The organism is Fibrobacter sp. UWS1 (assembly GCF_002300445.1).
Classification (GTDB): Bacteria; Fibrobacterota; Fibrobacteria; order Fibrobacterales; family Fibrobacteraceae; genus Hallerella; species Hallerella intestinalis.
Map to the genome: position 1 here is coordinate 91,314 of NZ_NSGW01000001.1, position 23,256 is coordinate 114,569.

21 protein-coding genes and 2 pseudogenes are annotated in these 23,256 nt (G+C 51.3%); 4 read left to right on the forward strand and 19 right to left on the reverse strand.

All coding sequences use genetic code 11. The annotated features are described in order from the left end of the window. The first annotated feature begins 24 nt into the window (after nucleotides 1-24). Nucleotides 25-984 carry a hypothetical protein gene (locus tag BGX14_RS00365; protein WP_073303332.1) on the forward strand — a complete coding sequence of 320 codons (960 nt, stop codon included), beginning with the start codon at nucleotides 25-27 and terminating at the stop codon, nucleotides 982-984. Between the two features lie 704 nt (nucleotides 985-1,688). On the opposite strand, the gene metK is transcribed toward BGX14_RS00365, so the two are convergent. Next, nucleotides 1,689-2,882: a methionine adenosyltransferase gene (metK, locus tag BGX14_RS00375; protein WP_095878745.1), complete on the reverse strand. Its 1,194-nt coding sequence runs from the start codon at nucleotides 2,880-2,882 to the stop codon at nucleotides 1,689-1,691. A gap of 148 nt (nucleotides 2,883-3,030) precedes the next feature. Between metK and BGX14_RS00380 the strand changes: the two genes are divergently transcribed. Further along, a complete protein-coding gene (locus tag BGX14_RS00380) occupies nucleotides 3,031-3,792 on the forward strand; it encodes a Nif3-like dinuclear metal center hexameric protein (protein ID WP_073303325.1) in 762 nt (253 codons plus the stop codon). 106 nt (nucleotides 3,793-3,898) lie between these two features. Here the strand turns inward: BGX14_RS00380 and BGX14_RS00385 are convergent, their stop codons facing one another. Together BGX14_RS00385 and BGX14_RS00390 are read right to left on the reverse strand one after the other, a co-directional pair. Next, nucleotides 3,899-4,486 (reverse strand): hypothetical protein, encoded by a 588-nt coding sequence (locus tag BGX14_RS00385; protein ID WP_095878746.1) that lies wholly within the window; start codon nucleotides 4,484-4,486, stop codon nucleotides 3,899-3,901. 77 nt (nucleotides 4,487-4,563) lie between these two features. Further along, nucleotides 4,564-6,714 (reverse strand): annotated as a pseudogene (locus BGX14_RS00390) (TIGR02171 family protein); the annotation flags it as partial. A gap of 203 nt (nucleotides 6,715-6,917) precedes the next feature. Between BGX14_RS00390 and BGX14_RS00395 the strand changes: the two are divergent. Continuing rightward, on the forward strand, nucleotides 6,918-7,721 hold the full coding sequence (locus BGX14_RS00395; RefSeq protein WP_073303321.1) for an exodeoxyribonuclease III: 804 nt from the start codon (nucleotides 6,918-6,920) through the stop codon (nucleotides 7,719-7,721). A 231-nt stretch (nucleotides 7,722-7,952) separates the two neighbouring features. Here BGX14_RS00395 and BGX14_RS00400 read toward each other — a convergent pair whose 3' ends face one another. From BGX14_RS00400 to BGX14_RS00465, 15 genes and pseudogenes are all read right to left on the reverse strand, one after another. Next, a complete protein-coding gene (locus tag BGX14_RS00400) occupies nucleotides 7,953-9,377 on the reverse strand; it encodes an NADH-quinone oxidoreductase subunit N (RefSeq protein WP_095878748.1) in 1,425 nt (474 codons plus the stop codon). A 4-nt stretch (nucleotides 9,378-9,381) separates the two neighbouring features. Continuing rightward, the gene (locus tag BGX14_RS00405; RefSeq protein ID WP_233126352.1) at nucleotides 9,382-10,893 is read right to left on the reverse strand and encodes a NuoM family protein; all 1,512 of its coding nucleotides are present in this window, start codon (nucleotides 10,891-10,893) and stop codon (nucleotides 9,382-9,384) included. 9 nt (nucleotides 10,894-10,902) lie between these two features. Further along, nucleotides 10,903-12,816, reverse strand: coding sequence for an NADH-quinone oxidoreductase subunit L (gene nuoL / locus BGX14_RS00410; RefSeq protein WP_095878749.1), 1,914 nt, complete (start codon nucleotides 12,814-12,816; stop codon nucleotides 10,903-10,905). After that, on the reverse strand, nucleotides 12,809-13,114 hold the full coding sequence (gene nuoK, locus BGX14_RS00415; protein WP_073303314.1) for an NADH-quinone oxidoreductase subunit NuoK: 306 nt from the start codon (nucleotides 13,112-13,114) through the stop codon (nucleotides 12,809-12,811). The genes nuoL and nuoK overlap by 8 nt, the downstream gene beginning before the upstream one ends. Beyond that, nucleotides 13,111-13,653 carry an NADH-quinone oxidoreductase subunit J gene (locus BGX14_RS00420; protein WP_073303313.1) on the reverse strand — a complete coding sequence of 181 codons (543 nt, stop codon included), beginning with the start codon at nucleotides 13,651-13,653 and terminating at the stop codon, nucleotides 13,111-13,113. Before BGX14_RS00420 ends, nuoK begins: the two co-directional genes overlap by 4 nt. After that, nucleotides 13,650-14,090: an NADH-quinone oxidoreductase subunit I gene (locus tag BGX14_RS00425; protein WP_233126353.1), complete on the reverse strand. Its 441-nt coding sequence runs from the start codon at nucleotides 14,088-14,090 to the stop codon at nucleotides 13,650-13,652. Before BGX14_RS00425 ends, BGX14_RS00420 begins: the two co-directional genes overlap by 4 nt. Then, complete coding sequence (nuoH, locus tag BGX14_RS00430; protein WP_073303311.1) at nucleotides 14,087-15,169, reverse strand: NADH-quinone oxidoreductase subunit NuoH; 1,083 nt, start codon at nucleotides 15,167-15,169, stop codon at nucleotides 14,087-14,089. The genes BGX14_RS00425 and nuoH overlap by 4 nt, the downstream gene beginning before the upstream one ends. A 3-nt stretch (nucleotides 15,170-15,172) precedes the next feature. Next, the gene (locus BGX14_RS00435) at nucleotides 15,173-16,312 is read right to left on the reverse strand and encodes an NADH-quinone oxidoreductase subunit D (RefSeq protein ID WP_095878751.1); all 1,140 of its coding nucleotides are present in this window, start codon (nucleotides 16,310-16,312) and stop codon (nucleotides 15,173-15,175) included. Then, nucleotides 16,313-16,966, reverse strand: a complete 654-nt coding sequence (locus tag BGX14_RS16360) for an NADH-quinone oxidoreductase subunit C (protein WP_369833013.1) — start codon at nucleotides 16,964-16,966, stop codon at nucleotides 16,313-16,315. A 120-nt stretch (nucleotides 16,967-17,086) separates the two neighbouring features. After that, nucleotides 17,087-17,566 (reverse strand): annotated as a pseudogene (locus BGX14_RS16365) (NADH-quinone oxidoreductase subunit B); the annotation flags it as partial. Next, nucleotides 17,557-17,943, reverse strand: coding sequence for an NADH-quinone oxidoreductase subunit A (locus BGX14_RS00445; RefSeq protein ID WP_073303305.1), 387 nt, complete (start codon nucleotides 17,941-17,943; stop codon nucleotides 17,557-17,559). The pseudogene BGX14_RS16365 and the gene BGX14_RS00445, both read right to left, overlap by 10 nt. Before the next feature lie 12 nt (nucleotides 17,944-17,955). Continuing rightward, nucleotides 17,956-18,540 (reverse strand): hypothetical protein, encoded by a 585-nt coding sequence (locus BGX14_RS00450; RefSeq protein ID WP_095878753.1) that lies wholly within the window; start codon nucleotides 18,538-18,540, stop codon nucleotides 17,956-17,958. Further along, a complete protein-coding gene (locus BGX14_RS00455) occupies nucleotides 18,537-20,684 on the reverse strand; it encodes a bifunctional (p)ppGpp synthetase/guanosine-3',5'-bis(diphosphate) 3'-pyrophosphohydrolase (RefSeq protein WP_073303301.1) in 2,148 nt (715 codons plus the stop codon). Before BGX14_RS00455 ends, BGX14_RS00450 begins: the two co-directional genes overlap by 4 nt. Nucleotides 20,685-20,880: 196 nt before the next feature. Continuing rightward, a complete protein-coding gene (locus BGX14_RS00460; protein WP_095878754.1) occupies nucleotides 20,881-21,654 on the reverse strand; it encodes a TatD family hydrolase in 774 nt (257 codons plus the stop codon). Next, complete coding sequence (locus BGX14_RS00465) at nucleotides 21,602-21,931, reverse strand: hypothetical protein (protein ID WP_073303300.1); 330 nt, start codon at nucleotides 21,929-21,931, stop codon at nucleotides 21,602-21,604. The genes BGX14_RS00460 and BGX14_RS00465 overlap by 53 nt, the downstream gene beginning before the upstream one ends. Nucleotides 21,932-22,085: 154 nt before the next feature. Between BGX14_RS00465 and BGX14_RS00470 the strand changes: the two genes are divergently transcribed. Then, nucleotides 22,086-23,045 carry an IS30 family transposase gene (locus tag BGX14_RS00470; protein WP_095878741.1) on the forward strand — a complete coding sequence of 320 codons (960 nt, stop codon included), beginning with the start codon at nucleotides 22,086-22,088 and terminating at the stop codon, nucleotides 23,043-23,045. Nucleotides 23,046-23,085: 40 nt separating this feature from the next. Here BGX14_RS00470 and BGX14_RS16225 read toward each other — a convergent pair whose 3' ends face one another. Beyond that, nucleotides 23,086-23,214 (reverse strand): hypothetical protein, encoded by a 129-nt coding sequence (locus BGX14_RS16225; RefSeq protein ID WP_255404457.1) that lies wholly within the window; start codon nucleotides 23,212-23,214, stop codon nucleotides 23,086-23,088. Nucleotides 23,215-23,256: the final 42 nt, after the last annotated feature.

The following is a 23,256-nucleotide window of genomic DNA, read 5'->3' on the forward strand; positions in this document are numbered from 1 at the left end:
TTTTGTATATTGGAAGCCTGTTTTATGCGTTTTCGCTTTTGTTTGATAGTCCTGCTCTGGGCGACCATTTTATTTGCCGCGGAGGGTGCCGATTCCGCTTCCTGGAAAACGGAGCTGGAAAACCGCTTTTCCTTTGTGGGCATTTTCTTGCCGCACCAGTCCTTGCGCAATTCGGAATCCCTGCACAAGTGGCCCTTTTTTCTCACGGCGTCGCCCATGGGTTGGAATACGAGCTTGCGGGCGCAGCGGGATTTTGGGAAGTGGATAACGCCCAAGGCTTCTTTGAACGGGGATCTTTTTTTGTTCGGGCTCGGGATTCGGAGCGACCTCTCCTTTGAATTCTTGCACCTTTTGGAAGTGGGCGTTCAAGGGAACGTTAGCACGGCCATCAATTATGGGAGCGTGGCGACCTTTATGGGAACCTACAATCCGGAAAAAAAGGACTACGATTGCGATGCGTTCATGACGCGATTCCTTTTGGGCGTGAACTACCATGCGACGCTTTCCATCCCGCTGATGGCGTTCCTTCCCAAGACCGCCTGGACGAAATGGATTCTGAAACCGGGAGCGACTTTGACTTACATGCGCTATACGGGTGCGGACGACGGGGAAGTCTGGAAAGTGGGGACGGAGATTGCCGCAAACGGTTACAGCTGGCAATACGGGGCGACGTTCATTTGCCTTTTGCCGTTTGCGCATTTTCCCATGGCGATGGTCTCCTATGGCGTTCAAGGGATTATGCACAAGTCCGATTATGATGCTGTCTATGATCCCTACGACCCGGAGTTCAAGCGCATCCATGTCACTCCTCGGCTTGCCGTCAAGTTGAACGAAAATTGGGCGGGAATGCTGATGACGGTCGTTTCCCGCAACCGGAAATACCGAAACGTCCGCTATGAAAGCAACCAGGAACTTCTGCAGGAACGGACCGGGCACGAGTGGATGCTGTCGATGATTATGTTTGTGATAAGTCGAAAGTTTTGAAACGGAAATTTTGCTGCGGGAGACTGGCCCGTTTTTTGTTCTTGCTGGCATTGCTTGCGAAATTTCGGATTCTTGGGCGTGCCCTGCCGTTGGCGGTCGGTGTGCTACGGGCTTACCGCTGGTCGGCGCTTCGCGCTGGCGCATCAAAACTGCGCCACCCTTCGCGTACCTCACGCAAAAGCCTAAAAGAAACTTTTCCGATGAAACAGGAATGCTTTTACAGAAAGAATAAAGTCGCCCTTCAGGGACCACCTTTCGACTAGTTCGACAAGTGGTTACCGAGCTTGCCGAGGTGCACTAACCAACGGCTGCAGTGCTTCGACAGGCTCAGCAACCGGTTGGGAGTTGAAACTGATAACCGAAAACTGATAACCGACTTCTACTTGTGAAAGAAAATGCTCCATTTGAAAAAAGTTCACTCTTGCGGAAAAATTTTAATTGCGAGTATTTGGTGGATGATTGTCTATAATTTCCAAAAAATTTTTGCGGAAAAGAATTTGTATGCAAACCGAAAGGCCATTCTTTCTGCTGGTGTGGTTGCATTTTCATCGAGGCCGACGCAGAGAAAGAGCCGGTTGGTAATGGATAACCATTTTCGGCCCCATTTTCACAGAAATTTCTCTTTAGGATAGAAACAACTTTTTTGAGAAAAATCGAATGGCATCCATCAAAAAAAGGATTCCGCCGAACGGAATCCCGAAAGTCTAGCAGGCTTTTACCATCTTTTTGAGCAGAGCCGCTTTGTCCGTCTTTTCCCAAGTGAAGCGTTTTCCGGTGCGCCCGAAATGCCCAAGTGCTGCAGTATCGATGTAGCCGGGCTTTTTCAGATCGAGCATTTCGACGATTCCTGCGGGGGAAAGGTCAAAAACTTTTTTGACGATGTCTTCGATTTTTGAATCGGCAATTTTTCCCGTGCCAAAAGTATTGACCAGAATGGAAACCGGTTTCGAATAACCGATGGCGTAAGCGAGTTGGACTTCGGCGCGATCGGCGATTCCCGCTGCGACAATGTTCTTGGCGACATAACGAGCCGCATAAGCACCGGAGCGGTCCACTTTGCTCGGGTCTTTTCCGCTGAATGCTCCGCCGCCGTGCCGTCCCATGCCGCCGTAAGTGTCCACGATGATTTTGCGCCCGGTCAGTCCGCAGTCGCCATGCGGTCCACCGATGACGAATTTTCCCGTCGGGTTCACCAAAAAACGGGTATTTTTATCCAGAAGTTTTGCCGGGATTACCTTTTTAATCAATTGGCTCACGATGGTCTTTTGAATCTGGTCGTGCGAAAGCTCCTTGCCTTTGAAAGTGGCAGCGTGCTGCGTACTGATGACAACGGTATCCACTCGAACAGGTTTGTTCTCTTCATCGTATTCGACGGTGACTTGGCTTTTGGCGTCCGGGCGCAGCCATGGAATGGCACCCGATTCGCGCAGATTCTGGATTTCTTCCATCAATTTGTGGGCGAGGGAAATCGGCAACGGCATCAGTTCCGGAGTTTCATTGACGGCGTAGCCGAACATCATTCCTTGGTCGCCTGCGCCCTGCTTGTCTTCTTCCTTGCCGACGGCAGCTTTGGCGTCAACACCTTGGGCGATGTCCGGCGACTGCTTGTCCACGGCGACGATGACCGCGCAGCCTTTGGCGTCAAAGCCGAGTTCCGAATCGTTGTAGCCGATATTTTCAATCGTTTTTCTGGCCAGTGTCTGGTAGTCGAGTTCGGCCCGGGTCGTAATTTCTCCGGAGATGACAACAAGTCCCGTATTGACCAGGGTTTCGCAAGCGACGCGGCTGTTTTTGTCGGCGGCGAGCGCCGCATCGAGAATGGCGTCGGAAATTTGGTCGGCGACTTTGTCCGGGTGGCCTTTGGATACGGATTCAGAAGTAAACAGATAGTGAGCCATAGTATTCCTTTATTGTTCTATGCGTAAATGTAGAAAAACGCATAGATTGTGGCAACGGGTGGAGGCCATTTTAAACAAAAACTCTCGAATACGCAAAAACAAGGGAAAAGTTTTATCAAATCGGGCGATTTTACGCTAAATTTAACGCATGGAATTGCAAAATTTTTCAAAATGGCTGGATGAACTGCTGGAGCCTGCGGCATTTCAGGACTATTGTACGAATGGGCTTTGCGTGGAAGCCTCGTCGCGGATTTCGCGGGTTGTTACCGGGGTCAGCTTTCGGGATGCGCTAATCGATGCGGCGATAGAAAGAAACGCGGACTGCATTTTGGTACACCATCCGAACGGATTTTGGAAAAACGAATCCCGCATTCCGGTGGGGCGTTACGGCGAACGGCTGGGGCGGCTTTTTCGGCATGGCATTTCCCTTTACGGCTTCCATCTCCCTCTAGATGCGCACCCGGAAATCGGAAATAACGCTTTGATTGCCAAAGCGATGCAAATGAATCCCGTTCAGGGGTTTATGCAAGAGGGCGAAAAAAGCGTCGGGGTGATTGCGGAATGGGATTTTGCCATTTCCAGACAGGAATTTTTAGACAGGGCGAACGCCGCTTTTGAACACGGCGTACAAAATGCGTTTCTGTTCGGCTCTGAAAAAATCAAGCGGGTCGGTATTTGCAGTGGCAGCGGGGCTAGCGGGATGGATGAAGCGATTCGCTTGGGCTGCGAGGCGTTTATCACGGGTGAAATCAAGGAAGCGGTTCCCATTGCTTGCGAAGAAGGCCGTTTTAATTTGATTAGCTGCGGGCATCATCGCACCGAAATTTTTGGTGTACGCGCGCTGGCAGAAAAAATGGAGCGAGAATTGAAAATTCCTGCCACCTTTGTCGATTTTGACAATCCTATTTGATTTTGCTTTCACTAAAAATTCCTTTTTGAAAAAGCGGCACTCCGCCGCTTCTCCTTTTTTTCAGCTTCAAGCGTTCTTGACTTTCGACTAACCACTAGCCTCTGATTTATTTTTTCTTTTGGCTGGCTAAAAAGGTAAAATCCTCGCAGGACATTTCTTCGAGGCGGTTTCCCATGGCCTGATTGCGGGTTCTTTCGTTGCCCATTTTTTCGGGAATGCGGAAGCAGTATTCGTATTCCGTACCGACATCCGTCGGGATTGTCAATTTGAATGCCCGGATGCGGTCTTTGCGTTTGTGGCTGGCATTTTTATAGCCTTCGTGATATTCGTAACGGTTGGAAATTTTTTTCAGGCGCGTATTCTGGTCAAAGTGAATGTCCTCGACAATTTGGCCGTTGAGTTCGATGGGGAAGTTGCCGGGAATGCGCAATTCCGTTTTTCCGTTCGCTTGAACGATTTTGGCGTCTTTGGGATTGACCAGATAGCGTTCCTTGGCGATGTTGCGGTAGGATTTGAAGCGAACCGTCCGGACTCCGCAGAGCTCCCGCATATCGGGCTGCTCTACAAAATCGATTTCTCGGCACGCCGGTGGCATATTATCGGGAACTTCCAGATTGCTGCCGTCAGAGGTTCCGCCGCAGGCGGTAAGCAATAATAAAGAAACGCTGATTCCTAGTACAAATCGAAACTTCATGAAGCTAATATAATTACAGCTTTTGCAAAACGCTTGTGAAAAAAGAAAAATTTCGCATTTCGGGCTGGCGGGAAAGTTTATTGCGGAATTTTTTGCAGAAGGGAATCCAATCGAACGGTCAATTTTTCGGCACCGAGCAAATTCAGATGGTCGTCGTTCGCAAAAACCTGCATGGAGTAGTCGTTTTTCCCGTTTTTATATTCGTCCAGCACGTAAAAATTGCTTTTTTGGCGGGCAAGGGAATTGACAAAATTCAGCAGGATTTTGGCGTCTTCGAGGGATGGTCCGTAACGCCCCCACGTCCCGTTTGAAATATAGCGCGGGGATTGCGGAAAAATGACGCCGACGACATTCACTCCGTAGCTGTTGGCCAAATCGATAATGGAAAGCAATTTTTCCTGGTTGAATTGGGCGGCTTTCGTGTCATAATTCCTAAAGGTGATTTCCGGCGTGTCGCCGTATCCGATCATTATGGAACGATAAAGTCCATTATGATAGCAGTAAAAGTTGTATTCGTTCGGTTCGGGAGTGATGTTGTCCAGCACGATTTCCGCCATATTGGAAGGTACGCCGTTTTGCCAAAAATCATGCCGCTCGTCATAGATGTAGCCTGGAACTTCGTTGTAGAGTGTCTGGAATGCTTCGTCGGTATAGCTCCAGCGATCCAAATTCAAAGCGATGACAAGCGTTTTCAGTTTTTCGAGTGGCAGGTAGTAGTTGGCGATAAGGAATTCGGTCGCCGCCATATCTTGGCCGGAATAGGAATAGTTGAAAGCTTCGGTGTTTCCGGTCGTCGTGAGCAGAGCCGGATCCACGCCCGCAAAAGTTCGGGATGATCCTGTAATGGCGATTTGCGCTTTAGCTCTGTTTGTCCAGAACAGATCCATTTTCACCTTCATGATGCGGCTGCCGATGCTCGATGTTTCCGTCATATAGATGCCCAGGCTGTCCGCGGCATATTTGTCGGATGGCAGGCGGTTCCGGTTAGGAGAAACCCAAAGGGAAGGATGCCAAAGTTCGTTTCCTTCGACAAGGTGGAGCACGCTGGAATCCCGAGTATCCACAAGGACAATTCGGGAATGCCCGCCGTCTGCATTGACCAAAGTGGCGACAATCAGGTCGGGAACGTTCGTCCATTCGGTATGGTCGAAGGTGTAACCGTCGGGAGCGGGAATCGCCTGGACGAGTTTTCCCGTACTGTCCGCGATTAGAATGTATTCGTGCGGGGTGTAATTCTTGCTGACAAATTCTCGACCGGTCTTGCCTCCGAAATCCAGAAAGAGCACGCGTTTTGTGGAATCCGGAGCGAGCGAAACGTTGCAGGCCTGTTTTCCATGATACCAGACCGTATCGTTTCCGCCGATATGGGCGCGCAGCAATTTGGCTCTCGTTACCGCGAGAGAGCCGTCGTCCGAAACTCCGCCATGATAAGAGCCATTGAAAAGCAAAATTTCTTCGCCAAAATTCTTTTTTGAAAATGAAACCGCTGCCGTTTTCCCTTTGAAAAACGGGTTTTCGTTTGTATTGTCTCCGCCGTCGGTTGCAAAATAGATCAGCGTGTCTCCGCCTTGGATTTTCCAACGGGGTTCAGCGGCGGAAGTTTGCGAGTAAAGGAAGACGCTGGTGTCGGCAGCGTTGAACGGTTGTACATAGAGCGATTTAAATCCGGAAATGCCTTCGGGGAGTGTCGTGTAGGCAATCCATTGCCCATTCGGGGAAATATTCGGGTGGTAGGGGTCGCTTTTCGTTTGTATTTCAAAAAAACTGTTGGAACCGATGGCGTATTCGACAACGACAATTTTTCCGATTTCATCGTCGCGAAAGGCAAGTCGCGCCAGAGTCGTTCCCACTTTCAGTTTGAGTTCTTGGGAAGAAGCTAGAGCTTTGGCCGTCGAAGAGTTCGGCTTTTCCGCATCAAAGGAATTTCCGTCCGGAATCGGTCCTAGAGCCAGGCGAAAGCCCACGTAGTCCGCTTTGGTCGAAGAAGTGACGGTATAAACGTCTCCCCGCGAATAGATGTGCATATTCGATGCGCTGGAACGGAAGCTGCCCCCTTTGAGAATTCGCATACCGATGGCACCGCCGTCGGGGGAGCCGATAAAGTTGGAGACGCTCGTGTCCTGGAACGCTCCCAAGAAATCGTTTACCCATTCCATGGCGTTGCCCGCCATGTCGCAAAGAACCGCCTTGAGGTCGCTGGTGCAGACCGGGTGCAGCGAATCACTGGAGTTGGAAGAATTCTAGGATTTTTGGGGACTGAAAGCGATGTTTTGGGCGGCAAAGGTCCACTCGGCTTCGGTGGGAAGCCTGTATCCGTTTTGGGAAGGCTGGAAGGCATTGGCCGCGAGAACTGCGCGTAATTGGTAACGCTTGTCCGAAACTGGTGCTGGCGGATTCCCTTTTTGGATTTGAATAATCTATCTTTTGCGCCATGCGCATTTATAGTTGGAATGTAAACGGCATCCGTTCCGCAGAAAAAAAAGGATTCGCCGATTGGTTCAACCAAACCCGACCGGAACTTCTCTGCTTGCAGGAAATCCGGGCCGAAAAAGAACAGGTCCCGGAAAGCATCGTCGCTCCGGAAGGCTATTTCTGCTACTGGAATTCCTGTCAAAAGAAAAAGGGTTACAGCGGAACGGCGATTTTAAGCCAGATAGAACCGGACTCCGTGGAGTATGGATTCGGGATTGATGAGTTCGACGAAGAAGGTCGCGTGGTTCAACTGGTGTTCCCGGACTGGGTCTTGAACTCCATCTATTTTCCCAATGGCGGTCAGGGCGAAGACCGGGTGGATTACAAGCTCCGTTTCTACGATGCGTTTCTGGATAATTGTCTGAGCTGGATAAAGCGGGGACGCCACGTGGTGACTTTGGGCGATTACAACACCTGCCACACGGAGATGGATATCGCGCGTCCCGCCGAAAATGAAAACGTGAGCGGTTTTTTGCCGGTGGAGCGCGCCTGGATAGACAAATACATTGCCGCCGGATTTGAAGATACTTTCCGTACGCTGCACCCGGATGCGCGGGACACTTACACCTGGTGGTCGAATCGGGCGAACTCTAGGGCGCGGAATGTCGGTTGGCGAATCGACTACGCTTTTGTGGATGCGGGGCTTTCGCAAAATGTGAGCGATGCGCAAATTTACACCGAAGTGCTCGGTTCGGATCATTGCCCGATTAGCGTGGATTTGGAAATGCCGTTTCCACCGATTTCTACGGAAAAGCAGGAATAGGTTTGGCGCGATGGTGCCTTTGCATTTTTGCGTGAGGCATGCGGAGGGTGGCGCGGATGCGCCAGTGCATAGCACCGACCAACGGGTAGCCCGCAGCTCGCCGACCCGGCGGCGTGAAAAACTTCATTTTGCCTTTTGCCGCCGGGGCACGCCCGACTTTTCAAAAAGTTCCTTTTGGCTTTGTTTTGACTTTGATTCTAAAAAGCCGGAACCGGAGTCGGATTTTTCCGTTCAGCTTCCGAGAACGCTTAGGATATTCGTGCTGAGGAAAGGAAGGACGCCGACGAGGAGGACGCTGGCCGTGAGAAGGACGACGCAGATCTTTTGCCGCCGGTTGATGGCTATCGGGGCGAGGTTTTCGTCCGGCGAGTCCACCCAGGCACTTTTCACCAGTTGCAGGTAGTAGTAAAGCGCTATCACGTTGTTGATGCAGGCGAAGGCGATGATGAAGTAGGCGTGGGAGTGTGCGGCACTTTCAAAGAGGAAAAATTTGCCGACGAATCCGGCGAGTGGCGGGATTCCAGCGAGGCTGAACGCGGCGATGGCCGTGGCGACGGCCAGACTCGGGCATTCCTTGGAAAGGCCGGCGAGGGAGTGGAAGCTTTCCGGACGCTTTTGCCCGATGATGCCGAAAACGAAAAACGCCAGATAATTGGAAAGCGCGTAGAGGAAAAGGTAAAAGACAAGCGCCGTTTTCGCTGTGGTTTCGGAACCGATCAAGGCGACGAGAATGTATCCGGCCTGCGAGATGGAACTGTAGGCCATGAAGCGGCGTAGGCGAGATTGCTTGAGCGCACCCAGCCCGCCGGCGAGAATCGTGACTCCGGCGAGGACGGAAAGGAAGGGAATCAATGCGTCGTGAATGGCGGAGAGAGGACCGTAAACGAGGACGGCGACGAAAGCGATGGCGATGGTCTTGCTGGTGACAGCCAAAGCGGCGGTGACGGGAGTGGGCGCGCCTTCATAGACGTCGGGAGCCCAGGTGTGAAAGGGGAAGAGGGTGAGCTTGAATCCGATTCCGCAAAAAAGGAAGAGGGCGGAAATCCAGAGCAGGGGATCCATCGGGCTTTCGGCGACGGCCTGGGCGATGGCGTCAAAGCGCATGCTGCCCGAAAATCCATACAGGTAACTGAGTCCGAACAATTCAAATGCCGTGGCGACGCTTCCCATCAAAATGTATTTGGTGCCGGCTTCGGAGCCTTGCGGATCGGCCTTGTTCCACGCGGTGAGCGCATACATCGGGAGCGTGGCGAGTTCGAGTCCCAAAAAGAGAGAGAGCAGTTCGTCTGCGGATACGACGATGAACCCTCCAAAGGTGGCGGCGGCGATGGCGGCGGAAAATTCCGGAAACTGGTGCAGTTGGGGCTTTCCGTCGGCAGGGTGGTCAAAGTAGTCTTTGGCAAAAAGCAGGGCGAGCAGCGTGCCCAGCACAAGGACTTCCCGCATGAGAATGCCAAAGCTGTCGATTTTCCAGTTGGAAAGGAAAGTCTGCGTTCCCCCGACCAGAAGCGAGTTGAGCAAAATGAAAACGCCGCCGAAAAACAGAACGGAAAAGACGAACGGCAGCTGGCGTTTTTTCGGAAAGAGCAAATGCAGCGTGACGACGGCAAAAGGAAAAAGCAAAAGCAGAATATCGGGTAAAATAAAAGTTGTCATGATTTTACCTCATCAGGTTGGCGTAGATGGGAGCGATGGCCGTGTCGAGAAATTCCGAAATCCAGCCGGGGAAGAGTCCGATTCCCAAAAGGCAGAGGGTGATGATGATCAGAGCGACTTTTTCGGTCCAATCCGCATCGGGAAGTTTTTTGAATTGTTCGAAGCGGACGGGTCCGGAAAGCATCCGGTTGGCGGTTTGCAGAATATAGACCGCTGTAGCCGTAATCGAAAGGATTCCCAGAATGGTGATGACTCGAATATGCGGAACGGGGCTTTGGAAGCTGCCGATAAAAATGGATGTTTCGGCGACGAAGCCCGAAAGCCCGGGAAGTCCGAGTCCCGCAAATCCGGCGATGGTAAAGGCTACGCCGAGGAATGGCATGATGCGCATGAGTCCGCCCATTTCATCGATGTTGCGGGTGTGGGTGCGACCGTAAATCATGCCGATGCTCGCAAAGAAAAGTCCCGTCAGAAATCCGTGGGAAAGCATTTGCAATGCGGCTCCCCGGAATGCCAAAGGGGTCGCAGCCACGAGTCCCAAAAAGATAAGACCCAGGTGAGAAATGGAGCTGTATGCCGTGATGTATTTGAGGTCCTTGTGGCGCATGGCGATAAAGCAGGCTACCGCGACATTGAAGATGACGAGCAAGGCGATGTAGGGCAGGTAAATTCGGGCGGCTTCCGGCATCAAATAGATGGCGATCCGAAGGCAAGCGAAGGGACCCATTTTCATCATCACGCCAGCGGCGAGCATGGAAACGGCCGTCGGAGCGGAAGCGTGACCGTCCGGCGACCAGAAATGGAACGGAAAAAGAGAACCCGAAACGGCAAACCCCATGAAGAGCATCGGGAACGCCCACATCTGGAAATTCATCGGAAGCTTCACGTCGGCGAGTTCGACGATGTTCCAAGTTGTTGCTCCGCTTTCGATAAAAATGCCGAACAGGGTTGAAAGCACCATGGCGGAACCGAGCGCCAGCGTCAGCGTGAGTTTTTTGCCTCCGTAATCCTTGTTGCCCGTTCCCCAGCCCGCAATCATCAGATACATGCAAAGGGCTTCCATTTCGTAGAACACAAAGAAGAGGACCAGGTCGAAGCTCATGAATACGCCGTAAACCGCGGTGCCCAAAAGCTGCATCAGCGCGAAAAATTCCTTCTGCTGCTTGTCCACTTTCCAGCTGGCGAGCATTCCCGTGAAGACGATGACGGCCGTCAAAAAGACGAGGAGAATGCCGAGAGCGTCGGTTGCCATCGTGTAATGGGCGTGAATCGCCGGGAGCCATTCAAAATCCGTCAGAAATTGGAGAAAGGGCTTGTTGCCTTCGGGAATGCCGAGCGGCATGGTCAGCGAGTACGTGTGAAAAACGAGCCACGAGGCGATGGCCAGCGAGATTCCGGCGAATAGCAGATGAATCCGTTTGATTAGGGCGGTATGCTTTCGGGAAATCGGTGCGCATACAAGAACCGCAACGAGCGGCAGTATCCAGATAGAATTGAAAAGGACTGTGCTAATCATACTAAACCTTTAGATGGGAAGTCCGCCGAGGTAACGCCACAGGATAACGCCGACGATAAGCGTGCCGATGTAGATGGAAAGGTAGCCCGTCTGCATTTCGCGGACAAGCGTTCCGGCAAAGTGGACTACGGACGTGACCAGCTTGAGAATCCCGCCGATGACGTAATCTTCAAAAGCTCGTGCGCAGGCGGCGACTCCCCGGAAAATAAACTGGCGGGTGAATGCGTAATAGCCTTCGTCGAAGTAGAACTTGTGATAGACGGTTTTGTAAAGCGCGGACCGGTTTGTGGAATCCAGCGCACGGGAGATATTCGTTTTCGGGCTGGCGTAAAGGACCCATGCCACGGTGATTCCCAAAATGCCGGCTCCGGTTGCCAGATAAGGAACGTAGGGAGTCAAAGAGGAGGCGGTTTCCGGTAGGTGCGCCGCGGAACTGTCGAAGAATTTTTCAAAGAGCCCGCGGCAAAGGAATCCGCTGAAAAACGATGGAACGGCAAGACACACGATAGGCAAGGTCATTGCGAAATCCTCCTTCGCGTGGGAAAGGTCAGCGCGAGGCTTCCCGTGGAAAGCGAGGAAGAAAAAGCGGAACATGTAGAAAGCCGTCAGCGCGCTGGTGACAAAGCCGACCGCAAAAATAAACGGATGGCCGGAGGCGATTGCGCCCGAAAGGATTTCATCTTTGGAGAAGAATCCCGAAAACGGCGGAATGCCCGAAATGGAAAGGCACGCGATGAGGGCGGCGATATAAGTGAACGGCATTTTTTTGCGGAGTCCGCCCATTTTGTCCAAATCGTTCGTTTCCACTTGGTGGATCAGGGAGCCGGCGACCAGGAAGAGCATACACTTGAAAAAGGCGTGATTGAAAACGTGGAAGCTCGCCGCTGCGGTTGCCGAAACTCCAAGCCCGAACATCATATAGCCGAGTTGCGAAAGGGTCGAGTAGGCGAGAATCCGCTTGATATCTTTTTGCGTGCATGCGATAACCGCTGCAAAAATCGCCGTGAACGCTCCGACGGTGCCGACAATTTCCAGTGTGCCTTCGCAAGAGGCAAAAAACGGGAACATCCTCGCGACCAGATAAACACCGGCGACAACCATCGTTGCGGAATGGATGATGGAGGAAACAGGTGTCGGACCTTCCATGGCGTTCGGAAGCCAGATGTGCAAGGGGAACATGGCGCTCTTTCCCCAGCCGCCGATAAAAATCAGAACGGAACCGAAGAGAAGGGCGTCCCGGGCGGAAACATCCCAGAATCCAAGGGAAATAGTTCCCGTCATCATTTCGGGCTGGACGATATTCAGCACGCCGAAATGGAACGATTTGACGACATAAGTTACAATGACAATGCCCAGCAGAAAAAAGCTGTCCGCAAAGCGGGTCACAATAAACGCTTGCTTTGACGCGGCCACGGCACGGGGACGTTCATACCAAAAACCGATGAGCAAATAGCTTGCGATGCCGACCAGTTCCCAAAAGAAATACATCTGGAAAAGCCCCGTCGCAACCACAAGGCCGAGCATGGAAAACGTGAAAAAGGAAAGCAGCGCAAAGAATCGCCCTTCCGCCCGATCCTCGCGCATATAGCCCAGGCTGTAAATGTTCACAAAGAAAGCGATGACGGTCACGACAAAAACCATCATGGCCGAAAGCGGATCCAGCAAAAAGGCGGCTTCGGCAATCAGGGTTTTAGAAAATGCGAGAAAGGGAAATTTCCAAGCGACAATCGCCTGCGGTGCGTTTCCGGCGAAATAGGCGACGACCAAGGCGATCGCATAGAGCATTGAAAACCCCGAAAGGACGACGGAAAGAGTTCCTGCCGCCTTGCGGTGATTTTTGGCAAGAATCAAACCGTTCACCAGAAACCCGATCAACGGAAAAAGGAGAATCCAGTAACTATGGGAAATCAGAAATTCATTCATGGAGATCCCTCAATTGGTTGACGTCCAAACTGTGATGGCGACGGTACATGCTGACGACGATCGCCAAAGCAATCGCCATTTCGCAGGCGGTGAGCGCGATGACAAAAATGCTGAACACGGCTCCGGCAGTGGCATCCGCAGCCTTGAAATACGCAAAAGAAATGAAATTCATATTCGCCGCATTGAGCATGATTTCAATCGAAATCAGCATGCCGACCATGTGCCGCTGGCGAAGCACGCCGCAGATGCCGATAGCGAAAAGAATAAAGGAAAGTATCAGACAGTTTTCGAGGGTCATTCTTCCCCCTTGAGTTTACGCGCAATGGTAATGGCGCAGATGAGTGTCACCAATAAAATAAAGCTCACGAGTTCAAAAGGAATCAAAAAACCGGAAGGATCCGAGGAGAGCAGGCGCAAGGCAAGCTGCGGAAGGGATGCGTAATCACTATGGGCACCCGGCAAAGCGGTCTGGATGTCTTTCGCTTTTAGCAAAAAACGAACCACGGTGAACAGAAGTCCGCCAGCGATAGCGAGGGCGATAAAATTTCTTGGCAGTTTGATATTCAGCGTCGCCTCTCCCAGATGGCTTGTCAAAAGGATGGTGAATATCACAAAGATGACGACGCCTCCCGCATAAACCATAATTTGCGCCATCGCGATAAATTCCGCATGGAGCATCAAATAGAGAATCGCCGTTCCGATAAAGGAAACAATCAGAAACACGGCGCTCTGCAACAGGTTTTTTGCCGTAATCGTGATAATTGCCGAAAGAATCATCGCGGCGGCGACCACATAAAAAACGATGTCCGAAAAGAGCGCGTCGGAAATAAGACTCATGCTCGCCCCTCCTTCTGGTTCAATTTCATTTCAAAACGGCTGCGGTCAAATTCGGCGAGTTCAAATTCCTGATTCATACGAATCGCGCCAAATGGGCAACTTTCGACGCAAAGTCCGCATTGCGTGCAGGTGTCCAGCCGATAAATATAACGCCCGAGAACTTTTTTCCCGGCGATATTCTTCGTCGGTAAAACGCTGATGCTTCCGTTCGGGCAATTCCTTTCGCACATCCCACAGGCGGTGCACTTGTTCTCGCCGTTTTCATCCTCAATCATTTCCAACCGTCCACGGAAACGGGAATACATGCGGAGAGAGTCCCTGTTTTCCGGATATTGTTCGGTCACAATCCGCTTGGGTTGAAAAAAATATTTCAGGGTGACGGAAAGCCCTTTGAAAAAACTGGCGGACTGGAGAATGCGTTTAAAATAGCGGTTCATTTGATAATCCATCCGAAAGAGATGAAGACTGCCCCGAGAACCAGAAGAATCAGATTCACGGGCAAGAGGAATTTCCATTCCAGACTCATCAGCTGGTCCACGCGCGGGCGCACGAATGTCCAACGGAGCATCATGTAAATCCAAATCATCACGACGACTTTGGCAAAGAACCAGACGACGCCGGGAACCATGTTCAAAATGCTATCGATAGCGGCGATTCCGATGCAGGGAGGCAGATACCCGCCAAAGAAAAAGACAGTCGCCAAAGAGGAAGTCGTCACCAGGTTGATGTATTCGGCGAGGTAGAACATGGCAAAAGCGGTGCCATTGTATTCCGTGTGGTAGCCGCCGGTCAATTCCTGTTCGGCTTCGACGATGTCAAAAGGCGCGCGGTTCAGTTCCGCGGAAGAGCTGATGAGGAACATGACAAAAGCGATAATCCCGATGACGGGTGCTTTGAAAATCCACCAGTCGATAAGGGTTCCTTGCTGGCTTAGCGTAATATCGCGAAGGCTTGCGGAACCGGCGAGCATCACAATAAAGAGAAGGACGAGGGAATACGAAATTTCATAGCTTATCATCTGGGCTCCGGAACGGAGCGAACCCAAAAGGGAATATTTGTTGTTCGACGACCAGCCGCCAAGCAGAATTCCCAAAATGCCGAAACCGTTTACCGCAATGATCAGCGGAACGGCGACGGGAATGTCGGCGACTTGCAGGGACGGGCCAAAAGGAATCATCGTGAGAGCCATAAAGGGCGCAACGAGAATGACCATCGGAGCCATGTAGTAAAGAATCTTGTCCGCGCCGCCGGGAGCATAGACCTCTTTGAAAATGAGCTTGATCGTATCGGCGACAGTCTGGATGCAGCCGTGAAAGCCGAGTCGCATGGGACCCAAACGGCATTGGACGTGGGCGCATACCTTGCGTTCCATGTAAACCAGCACCATTGCGCTTCCAAAAGCCACCGTGCAAATTGCGCAGATACACAGCAGGGCGTTAATCAGGTAGGCGAGTTCCGGAATGGGAATGTTCGCCCGAACAAAGTCGCCAATCGGATTTGTAATAGACGGTGTCATCGTTTACCTATCGATTTCGGGAATAACGGGGTCGAGGGTCGCCATGACGGCCACCAGGTCTGCTACTTTATGCCCTTTGACCATCGTGTTTAAAGCGGAAAGATTCGCAAAGCTAGGACCGCGCGTATGGATGCGGTAAGGCTTGTCTCCGGAAGTGGCAACCACATAGGTCGCATAGAGTCCCTTCGCCGTTTCGCTAGCCGCATAATAGCTGCCCGCCGGAAGTCGAACGGGCTTTTCCTTACTGCGCCACGGCCCATCGGGAAAGCGGGAAATGCACTGCTCCAGAATCTTCATCGACTCGTGGATTTCGGCGATGCGCACCTGGTAACGGGCGTAGCAGTCACCTTCGGTACGAATCGGCACTTGGAAGTCGAATGTGTCGTAAATGCCATAAGGGTCGTTTTTGCGGACGTCGTAATTTACTCCCGAAGCGCGGGCGACAGGACCGGAACATCCGAATGCAAGCGCGTCCTTTTTGGAAAGCACGCCAATTCCCTGTGTGCGCTCCAGAACAACCAGATTCGTGCTGAGCAGCCTTTCGTAATCTTCCATAGCGGGCTTCAGCTTTTCCAGAAAATCCTTGACCCTGGGAATGAACGTATCCGTCACGTCGTAGCGGGAACCGCCCGGTCGGAAAAAGTTGGTCGTCAGGCGGGAACCGGTCTGCTCGTCGAAAATATCGTGGATCATTTCCCGTTCTTTAAAGCCGTAGATTAGAGGCGTCTGGCCGCCCAAATCGCCGCCGAAGCAGCCGTAGAAAACCAGATGCGACGCAATACGCCCGAGTTCCGCCATCATCACCCGAATGTACTCGCCCCGTTCGGGAACTCCAATCTGCATCCCCTTTTCCAAAGCCAGACAGACTCCCAGATTATTTTGGATTGCGGTCAGGTAATCCTGCCGGTCGGAAAGGTGAATGTATTGCAGATAATTTTGGCTTTCCGCCTGTTTTTCGAGTCCCCGATGGATGTAGCCCAGATGCGGCACGACCTCGATGATGTTTTCGCCGTCCAGACGCAGCTGCAAACGCAAAGCCCCATGCGTGCTGGGATGCTGCGGACCCATGTTCACAATAAATTCTTCGCTGTTCGGGTCCTTGAAAACTTCCTTGAATCCGGGAAGGTTGAATAGTTCTTCCATTTAGCCCTCCCTCGAAATGATGTGCGGGTGCGTAAAATCCTTGCGAAGAGGATAGCCCGGAAAATCTTCGTCCAAAAAAATCCGGCGCAGGTCGTCGTGCCCTTCAAAGGCGATGCCGAACATATCAAAGACTTCGCGTTCTTTCCAGTTCGCCCCTAAATACAGCTTGGAAAGCGACGGAGCGGAAGCCAAAATACTCTTCGCCCGTTTCTCTTCGGGAATGGAATCGTCCTTTGGAAGCGAAAGGCGCAGAAAAATCTTATGGCCTTTTTCTGAACTCATCAGCTGGGCGATCAAATCGAAGTGGTCCTTCCAATCGACGGCGGTCACGTCAATCAGATAATCCATCTGCGTTCTCGGATCGTTTTTCAAAAATTCGGCGAAAGCCAAATAGTCTTCTCTGGAAACCAGAATATCCAGCGGCGTATCGGATTCCATGGCGGCAAAAGCCTCGTCCGAAACTTCCAGCCCGTAAAGCGAAACGCCTTGGAATTTCTCCTGCGCAATGCCAAAAAGTTCTTTTTGCGAAAGTCCTTGCTGTTTTCTTGCCCGGTAGGAAACTTCCGGAAAGGTTTCCTTTACGATGCGGGTCGGACGATAGCCGGATTTGTAATCGGGATTCCGCTCTTTGAAATGCGTCCGGGCTTCCGCCATTTCCTCGTCCTTGATTTTTTCCAAAGCCTCCCAGGCTTTCTTTGCTTCGGCAAAACGGTTCCTCAGATCCGTGGAATCGATGTCGCCTTCGTGCCACGGGTGACGGTAGGTTTCCTGTCGAATTTTTTCCCGGAGCTTTAAAAGTCCATGGAAAAGCGCTTCCGGTCTGGGCGGACATCCGGGAATAAAAACGTCAACGGGAATGATGCTGGCCGCGCCGCGGACGACGGAGTAATTGTTGTAATAAAAAGGTCCACCCGAAATGGTACACGCTCCCATGCCGATAGCGTATTTGGGGCCCGGAATTTGCTCCCAGAGCATCTGGATGGCGGGAGCCATTCTTTCTGTAATCGTTCCGGCCAAAATAAAAAGATCCGCTTGCCGTGGGGAAGCGCGGAAAACTTCGGAGCCGAACCTGGCAATATCGTAGCGGGCCATGGATGCGGACATCATTTCAATGGCGCAGCAGCTGGTGCCGTAGGTCAAAGGCCAAAGGGAATTGGCGTGCGCCCAGTTCACTACATAGTCTAGGGCGTCCACGATTTTTTTTCCGCCGGGAACCGGGTCGAGAATTTTGGGCAAGTAATTGATTATTCCCATTTGAGGATTCCTTTATTCCAAGCGTAGGCAAGTCCGCAGACGAGTATCGCCAAAAATACGACGAGGTCGATGGCGACGATGACAGGCGAAAGGATGGTTTCCCCGCCGACAATCGCCTTGAAGTGGACAAGAACGGGAAACAGAAAAAGCGCTTCGATATCGAAAATCAAAAACAGGAGCGCAAAAAGATAGTAGCCGACTTTGAATTGGATTCGCGCGTTCCCGACGGTTTGCATTCCGCATTCATAAGGCGCAAATTTATTTTTGGTTTCCTTGGATTTCGGCCCTAGAATCTTGCCGAAAATGACGGCTCCACCGGCGACGACAATTCCTAGAAAAAGGAAGAAAATGAGGATGAAGTATTCGGAAAGCTGCATGATCACCTTCGATTAATAGAAATGCTGCACTTCTTGCAAAATGCCGAAAAGTTCGTTCCCGATTTCAAAACGCGTTTTAATGTGCGAGTGCAAATCGCGAAATTCCTTTTCCGTCGCGAGGTTCAAGGCGTTCAGATTTTTATGCATATTGGAAATGAATCCGAAAACGTAGGCCCCGTTCTTGTTGGCTTCCATTTCGGAATCCATATTCTGCAGTTCTTTATCCATTTCGATGCGGGAAAGCAGGTAGCGCGTCGTCGCCTGCAACTCGCTCAAAAAATACACGAGCAGCAGCTCTTCTTGCAAAATGCCGCGGGGATTTTCCGAGGAGTAGTGCCCGATTTTTTCAAGCTTGCCAAAAAAGACGGAAGCCTGCGCATATTCCAGACAGGCTTCGAGCGTCGTTTCACAAACGGCGATTTTTTCACCGATGGCGGCAAACCATTCGCGTCGATCGCTCACATTGGTCTGCGTCATCAAAGGGGAGAGCGCGCAGAAAGCGTAAAAAACTTCCTCGTATCGGCGGTTGCGCATTCGGCAGTTGAACGCCCGATTGCGGACGGTCTGGTCTTCAACGGGATGGGTGAGTGTCATCATAGGCGTGTTACCTCGCGAACTCCTGAAATTTTGCGGAGGGATTCCATCAGGCGTTCCAAAATGTCCCGGCGGGCAATGCGGAAAACAAGACGAATCCGTCCTGCCTTTTTGGCAGAAACGACGCTCATCCGCTCAATAAAAACCTTCGCCTTGTTCATTTCGTCCAAAATTTCGGCAGTAATGCCCTTGCGGTCATCGGTGTCCACTTTTAAATGCACAGAAAACTCCTTTTTGGAATCGCTGTTCCATTCCATGGAAATCCGGCGGGTTTCGGGGATGTTCAAAAGACGCGTGCAGTCTTTACGGTGGACTTCAATGCCGTGTTTCGGCATCAGCGCTCCGACAATCGGCTCTCCGGGAATCGGGGAACAGCAACTGGCAAAGTGGATAAGAAGGCTCGATTCATTGCCGACTTCCACGGGCAGCTGGGATTCATCCGCCTGGTTGGTCACGAAAAGTTTCACGGGCGATTCCGGATCGGCTTCCTGGAATTTTTCCGGGTGGATTTTTTGAATGAAGCGGGCAAGCTCGGAAAGTTCCATATTGCCGAGTCCAAGCCTGTCATAAAATTCCTCGATATTCTTTACTTTGAAAAATTCGCAGATTTCTTCGGGTTTCGGCTGTTCTTCGTGCTTCTGGATTTTGAAAACCCGCAATTCCCGCTGCCACAGCTCCTTGCCGAGGGTTTGCGCTTCCTTGGCGATGCTTGTGCGCATCCAGCGGCGGAGTTCCTGTTTCGCTTTTTCGGTGCGGACGATTTCCAGCCATTCCGGAAGCGGGCTCTGATTGTGGTTGGTCAGCACCTGGATGGTCGCGCCATTGGGGACGACTTTGGTGGCGTTGATGACGTCGTTGTTGATGCGGGCGCCTACACAATGCAATCCGAGTTCCGTGTGAACGGCAAAGGCAAAGTCGAGAATCGTACTCCCTTCAGGAAGTTCAATGGAGTCGCCTTTCGGAGTGAATACGGTAACGCCTTCGTTTTTCAAATCGACGCGCAAAAAGTTCAGATATTCCACGGAATCCGGAATTTCCGCCTGTAATTTGGCAAGACGGTCGATCCATTCGAGCTCTTCACCGCTTCTCTGCGTCTCGAGCTTGTAAGCCCAATGCGCCGCAAAGCCCTTTTCAGCGGTCAAGTCCATGTCCTTCGTGCGGATTTGCACTTCGACCATTTTATTTTCCGGCCCGATGACCGTCGTATGAATACTCTGGTAAAGATTCGGTTTCGGCGTTGCGATGTAGTCCTTGAAAAGCCCTTGCAGGGGCGTCCAGAGATTGTGCACGTAACCGAGTGCCTGATAGCATTCGGGAATGGTTTCTACAATAATGCGAATGGCGAAAATGTCAAAAATTTCATCCAGCGAGCAGTTGCGGCTCAGGGTTTTCCCGTAGATGCTGTAGATGTTCTTGGTGCGCCCTTGGATAACGCAGTCAAAATCTTCCAACGCCATTTTGATCTGGAGCGGGCCCACCACCGATTTGATATAGCGTTCGCGCTCTTCCTTTGTAGAAAGAAGGTGATCGACGACCCGCTTGTATTCGACCGGATTCAGGTATTTAAAAGCCAAGTCTTCCAATTCGGATTTGAACTGGTAAAGTCCAAAACGGTGGGTGAGCGGCGTGTAGATGTCGAGGGTTTCCTGGGCGATAATTTTGCGCTTCTCGGGTTTCATGTATTGCAGGGTCCGCATATTGTGCAGGCGGTCCGCAATTTTAATCATGATGACCCGCGGGTCCTTTGCCATCGCGCTGATGAATTTGCGATAGGTTTCCGCCTTCTGCTCGATTTTATTTCCCTGCTTTTGCACGGCGGAAATTTTTGTTACGGCATCTACCATAAAGGCGGCGTCTTCGCCAAATCGGGATTTGATTTCTTCAAGAGTGTGCGGAGTGTCTTCGACGACATCGTGCAATAATCCCGCAAGTACCGAAGAGGTGTCGAGTTTCATTTCGGCTATGATTTTGGCGACTTCGTAGGGATGTTCCGTGTAGGGCATTCCACTTTTGCGAAATTGTCCCTTGTGCGCATCGGATATAAACGCTACGGCATTCCGAAGCATTCCCTCGTCAAGGGCGGGGTTCTTTTTCATCAGCACATGAATAATATGTTCTTGTGTCGGTTGCAAAATTTCCGTTGGCATACCCTAAATCTATCAAAAAAACAGCGAAAAAGCCCAAATTTCGTGAATTTTGGCGGTACAATTTTGTCTTTGCGTTTAATTCGTTCGGAGGAGCGTTTGCTTTAAAAGCGCTTTTCATCGCCAAAACAGAAGAAGAAAAGTTTTTCAGCGTTGCCGAAATTAAAAAGAGGCAAATTTCGCGAATATCTAAACGAATTCAGAGGTTTTCGGAATCTCGTTCCATTTTTAGCCATTCAAAACGCCGAACGCATTCCTGCAAGTTGCTTTCCAGGGCTTCGGGGCTGGGCATCAAAAAACTTTCGTCGGCGTCGGTTTCAAAGCGGATTCTCTCTGCCGGGATGAGCGGGAGCGCGCGACAAAAGGATTTTTTGCGAAAACTGTCTAAATGCAAGGAAAATAGCGCATTCAACGCCATCGCCCGTTTGACGATTTCCGCATCGCCAGAAAATCGGTGAAAAATCGGCTGCCCGCAAGTTGGCGAAAATCCAGCTCCTTCGAGAATTTTCAAAAGGCGACGCGAATCGCCGACCGAGTGGAGCATCAGCGGGCGTTGCATTTCCAGAGCCATTTCCGCTTGGGTTTGAAATACGCTTTCTTGGATTTCTCCGGGCGCATAGCCGGGGAAACGCTTGTCCAGTCCGCATTCCCCGACAAAGGCCTGCGGGTATTTGTGCAGCAGGGAGCGCAAGGCGGCAAGTTCTTCCCGATTCAAATTCGCAGCGATCATCGGGTGTATGCCAAAACAGGGAATCGCCGAATCTTTCCATAGAGGAAGCAAAGCTTCGATTCTTTCCCATTCCCAGGGCTCGCAGGCGACAAGAACAGCCTTATAGCCACGACGAACGAGCGCTCGGGAAATTTCTTCCGGGCGGGGAAGTCGCGCGATGTGAATGTGAAAATCGAGCAAATCGAACAGGTTATTTTTCTTCGAGATGCGAAAGGATTTCGGCGGCAAGGGCGACCCGGTCATTGCAGGTCATATTGGTCTTGCTGCGAATCTCCTTGCAAAGAGTTCCTTGGGCAACCCGGCTGAATTCCTGAACAATGGCATCCTTTTTTTCGGGCATGAATTGCGTGGCGGCGTAAAGTGCTCCGCACAGGCCGTCGGGAGCACGCCCCGCACCGCAGGTTTTAAATTTTTCGACTTCGGAAGGGTCGCTTTCATGGGCGTTCAGCCAGGCGGCGGCAACGGACATTGCGCAGTTGCCCAGGTGTTTGGCGTGGTATTCTCTTGCAAAATCCTTCATTTTTGTTGTTCTCCGTTTTGCCAATATAACGCGAATTTTCACCGTCAATGCGACTGATATAGGTTGAATCGGGAAGAAAAAAAGTTCCCTAGGGCTAGCCCCTGGGGAACCTGGCCGAAACTTTTCTACCTTGCCGATTCTACCAAAAAAGGACATGGCGGTGAGTCTCAACCAAGCACAAAGATACGAAATACGAGCGCTCAATGCGGCAAAGATCCCCCCGAAAAACATAGCCTTGCAGCTGAAGGTCCACAAATCCACAATCTACAGGGAACTAAACAGGGGCGGCGGCCGCCAGCATTACGACCCGGTCAAGTCGCAGGAACGGGCAGACCTCCTTGCCGCGACAAGTCACCTGCATTACGACTACGACGAGGACGACTGGAAAATCGTGGACGGGAAAATCAAGGAAGACTACTCTCCCGAACAGGTGAACGGACGCGCGAAACTCGATGGGATGGGTGTCCCTAGCGTCGCCACGATATACAGGCATGTGAACAAGGACGAGGACCTGAAGAAGCACTTGCGGCACGGCAAGAAACCATACCGTAAGCGCGGGGAGAAGAAGGACAAGAGAGGCCAGATTGTAGGCCGCGTGCCCATCGAGGAACGTCCGGCAATCGTGGACGAGAAATCACGCGTAGGCGACATCGAGATAGACCTGATAAACAGCGCGGACCATGACGCGAACCTGCTCACGATCAACGACAGGATGACGAATTACAGCCTGATAAGGTATCTTCCGACGAAGAACGCGAAAGACCTGAAGAGAACGCTTGTGAGGGCGCTGAAGGACTTTGAGAAAACGTTCGAAGTCAAGATTCTCACAATCACTTCGGACAACGGGAAGGAGTTCGCCTGTCACGCAGAAATAGCGAAAGCTATGAAGGCGGATTACTACTTTGCGAACCCGTACCACTCCTGGGAGCGCGGTGCCAACGAGAACATGAACGGTCTAATACGCCAATATCTTCCCAAGAAGGAGTCGTTCAAGGGAATCTCTCCCCGGAAAGTTCGCTGGATACAGGATAAACTGAACAACAGGCCTCGAAAAAGGCTTGACTTTATGACCCCTTTAGAGTATATTTATACGCAAGTTAAACTACAAACCTAAGTCGCGTTAGCGACGAAAATCCGCCTAATAAAATCCGGATTTAATATGGGCTTTTTAAAACAGCAAGTGCTTTGCTTTGGGCGGTTTCACCTCTTTTCTTGCCGTTTTTGTCAGCTATCCAAGTCGCAGGAAAAGTTCTTTTATCCTTTTTTTTGATTTTTTCCCGCATTTAGCGTCGAATAAAATGTAGTTTTATGCCCAGAATATCTCG

What these genes read in the sequence shown, in the direction of transcription:
- nuoH (WP_073303311.1), bottom strand. Translation starts at nt 15,169, where the DNA reads ATGACACCGTCTATTACAAATCCGATTGGCGACTTTGTTCGGGCGAAC.
- BGX14_RS00380 (WP_073303325.1), top strand. Translation starts at nt 3,031, where the DNA reads ATGGAATTGCAAAATTTTTCAAAATGGCTGGATGAACTGCTGGAGCCT.
- BGX14_RS00405 (WP_233126352.1), bottom strand. Translation starts at nt 10,893, where the DNA reads ATGATTAGCACAGTCCTTTTCAATTCTATCTGGATACTGCCGCTCGTT.
- BGX14_RS00395 (WP_073303321.1), top strand. Translation starts at nt 6,918, where the DNA reads ATGCGCATTTATAGTTGGAATGTAAACGGCATCCGTTCCGCAGAAAAA.
- BGX14_RS00455 (WP_073303301.1), bottom strand. Translation starts at nt 20,684, where the DNA reads ATGCCAACGGAAATTTTGCAACCGACACAAGAACATATTATTCATGTG.
- BGX14_RS00400 (WP_095878748.1), bottom strand. Translation starts at nt 9,377, where the DNA reads ATGACAACTTTTATTTTACCCGATATTCTGCTTTTGCTTTTTCCTTTT.
- BGX14_RS00420 (WP_073303313.1), bottom strand. Translation starts at nt 13,653, where the DNA reads ATGAGTCTTATTTCCGACGCGCTCTTTTCGGACATCGTTTTTTATGTG.
- BGX14_RS00365 (WP_073303332.1), top strand. Translation starts at nt 25, where the DNA reads ATGCGTTTTCGCTTTTGTTTGATAGTCCTGCTCTGGGCGACCATTTTA.
- BGX14_RS16360 (WP_369833013.1), bottom strand. Translation starts at nt 16,966, where the DNA reads ATGGCGGAAGCCCGGACGCATTTCAAAGAGCGGAATCCCGATTACAAA.
- BGX14_RS00460 (WP_095878754.1), bottom strand. Translation starts at nt 21,654, where the DNA reads ATGACCGGGTCGCCCTTGCCGCCGAAATCCTTTCGCATCTCGAAGAAA.
- BGX14_RS00435 (WP_095878751.1), bottom strand. Translation starts at nt 16,312, where the DNA reads ATGGAAGAACTATTCAACCTTCCCGGATTCAAGGAAGTTTTCAAGGAC.
- BGX14_RS00445 (WP_073303305.1), bottom strand. Translation starts at nt 17,943, where the DNA reads ATGCAGCTTTCCGAATACTTCATCCTCATTTTCTTCCTTTTTCTAGGA.
- BGX14_RS00385 (WP_095878746.1), bottom strand. Translation starts at nt 4,486, where the DNA reads ATGAAGTTTCGATTTGTACTAGGAATCAGCGTTTCTTTATTATTGCTT.
- BGX14_RS00450 (WP_095878753.1), bottom strand. Translation starts at nt 18,540, where the DNA reads ATGATGACACTCACCCATCCCGTTGAAGACCAGACCGTCCGCAATCGG.
- metK (WP_095878745.1), bottom strand. Translation starts at nt 2,882, where the DNA reads ATGGCTCACTATCTGTTTACTTCTGAATCCGTATCCAAAGGCCACCCG.
- BGX14_RS00470 (WP_095878741.1), top strand. Translation starts at nt 22,086, where the DNA reads ATGGCGGTGAGTCTCAACCAAGCACAAAGATACGAAATACGAGCGCTC.
- BGX14_RS00425 (WP_233126353.1), bottom strand. Translation starts at nt 14,090, where the DNA reads ATGAACCGCTATTTTAAACGCATTCTCCAGTCCGCCAGTTTTTTCAAA.
- BGX14_RS16225 (WP_255404457.1), bottom strand. Translation starts at nt 23,214, where the DNA reads ATGCGGGAAAAAATCAAAAAAAAGGATAAAAGAACTTTTCCTGCGACT.
- BGX14_RS00465 (WP_073303300.1), bottom strand. Translation starts at nt 21,931, where the DNA reads ATGAAGGATTTTGCAAGAGAATACCACGCCAAACACCTGGGCAACTGC.
- nuoL (WP_095878749.1), bottom strand. Translation starts at nt 12,816, where the DNA reads ATGAATGAATTTCTGATTTCCCATAGTTACTGGATTCTCCTTTTTCCG.
- nuoK (WP_073303314.1), bottom strand. Translation starts at nt 13,114, where the DNA reads ATGACCCTCGAAAACTGTCTGATACTTTCCTTTATTCTTTTCGCTATC.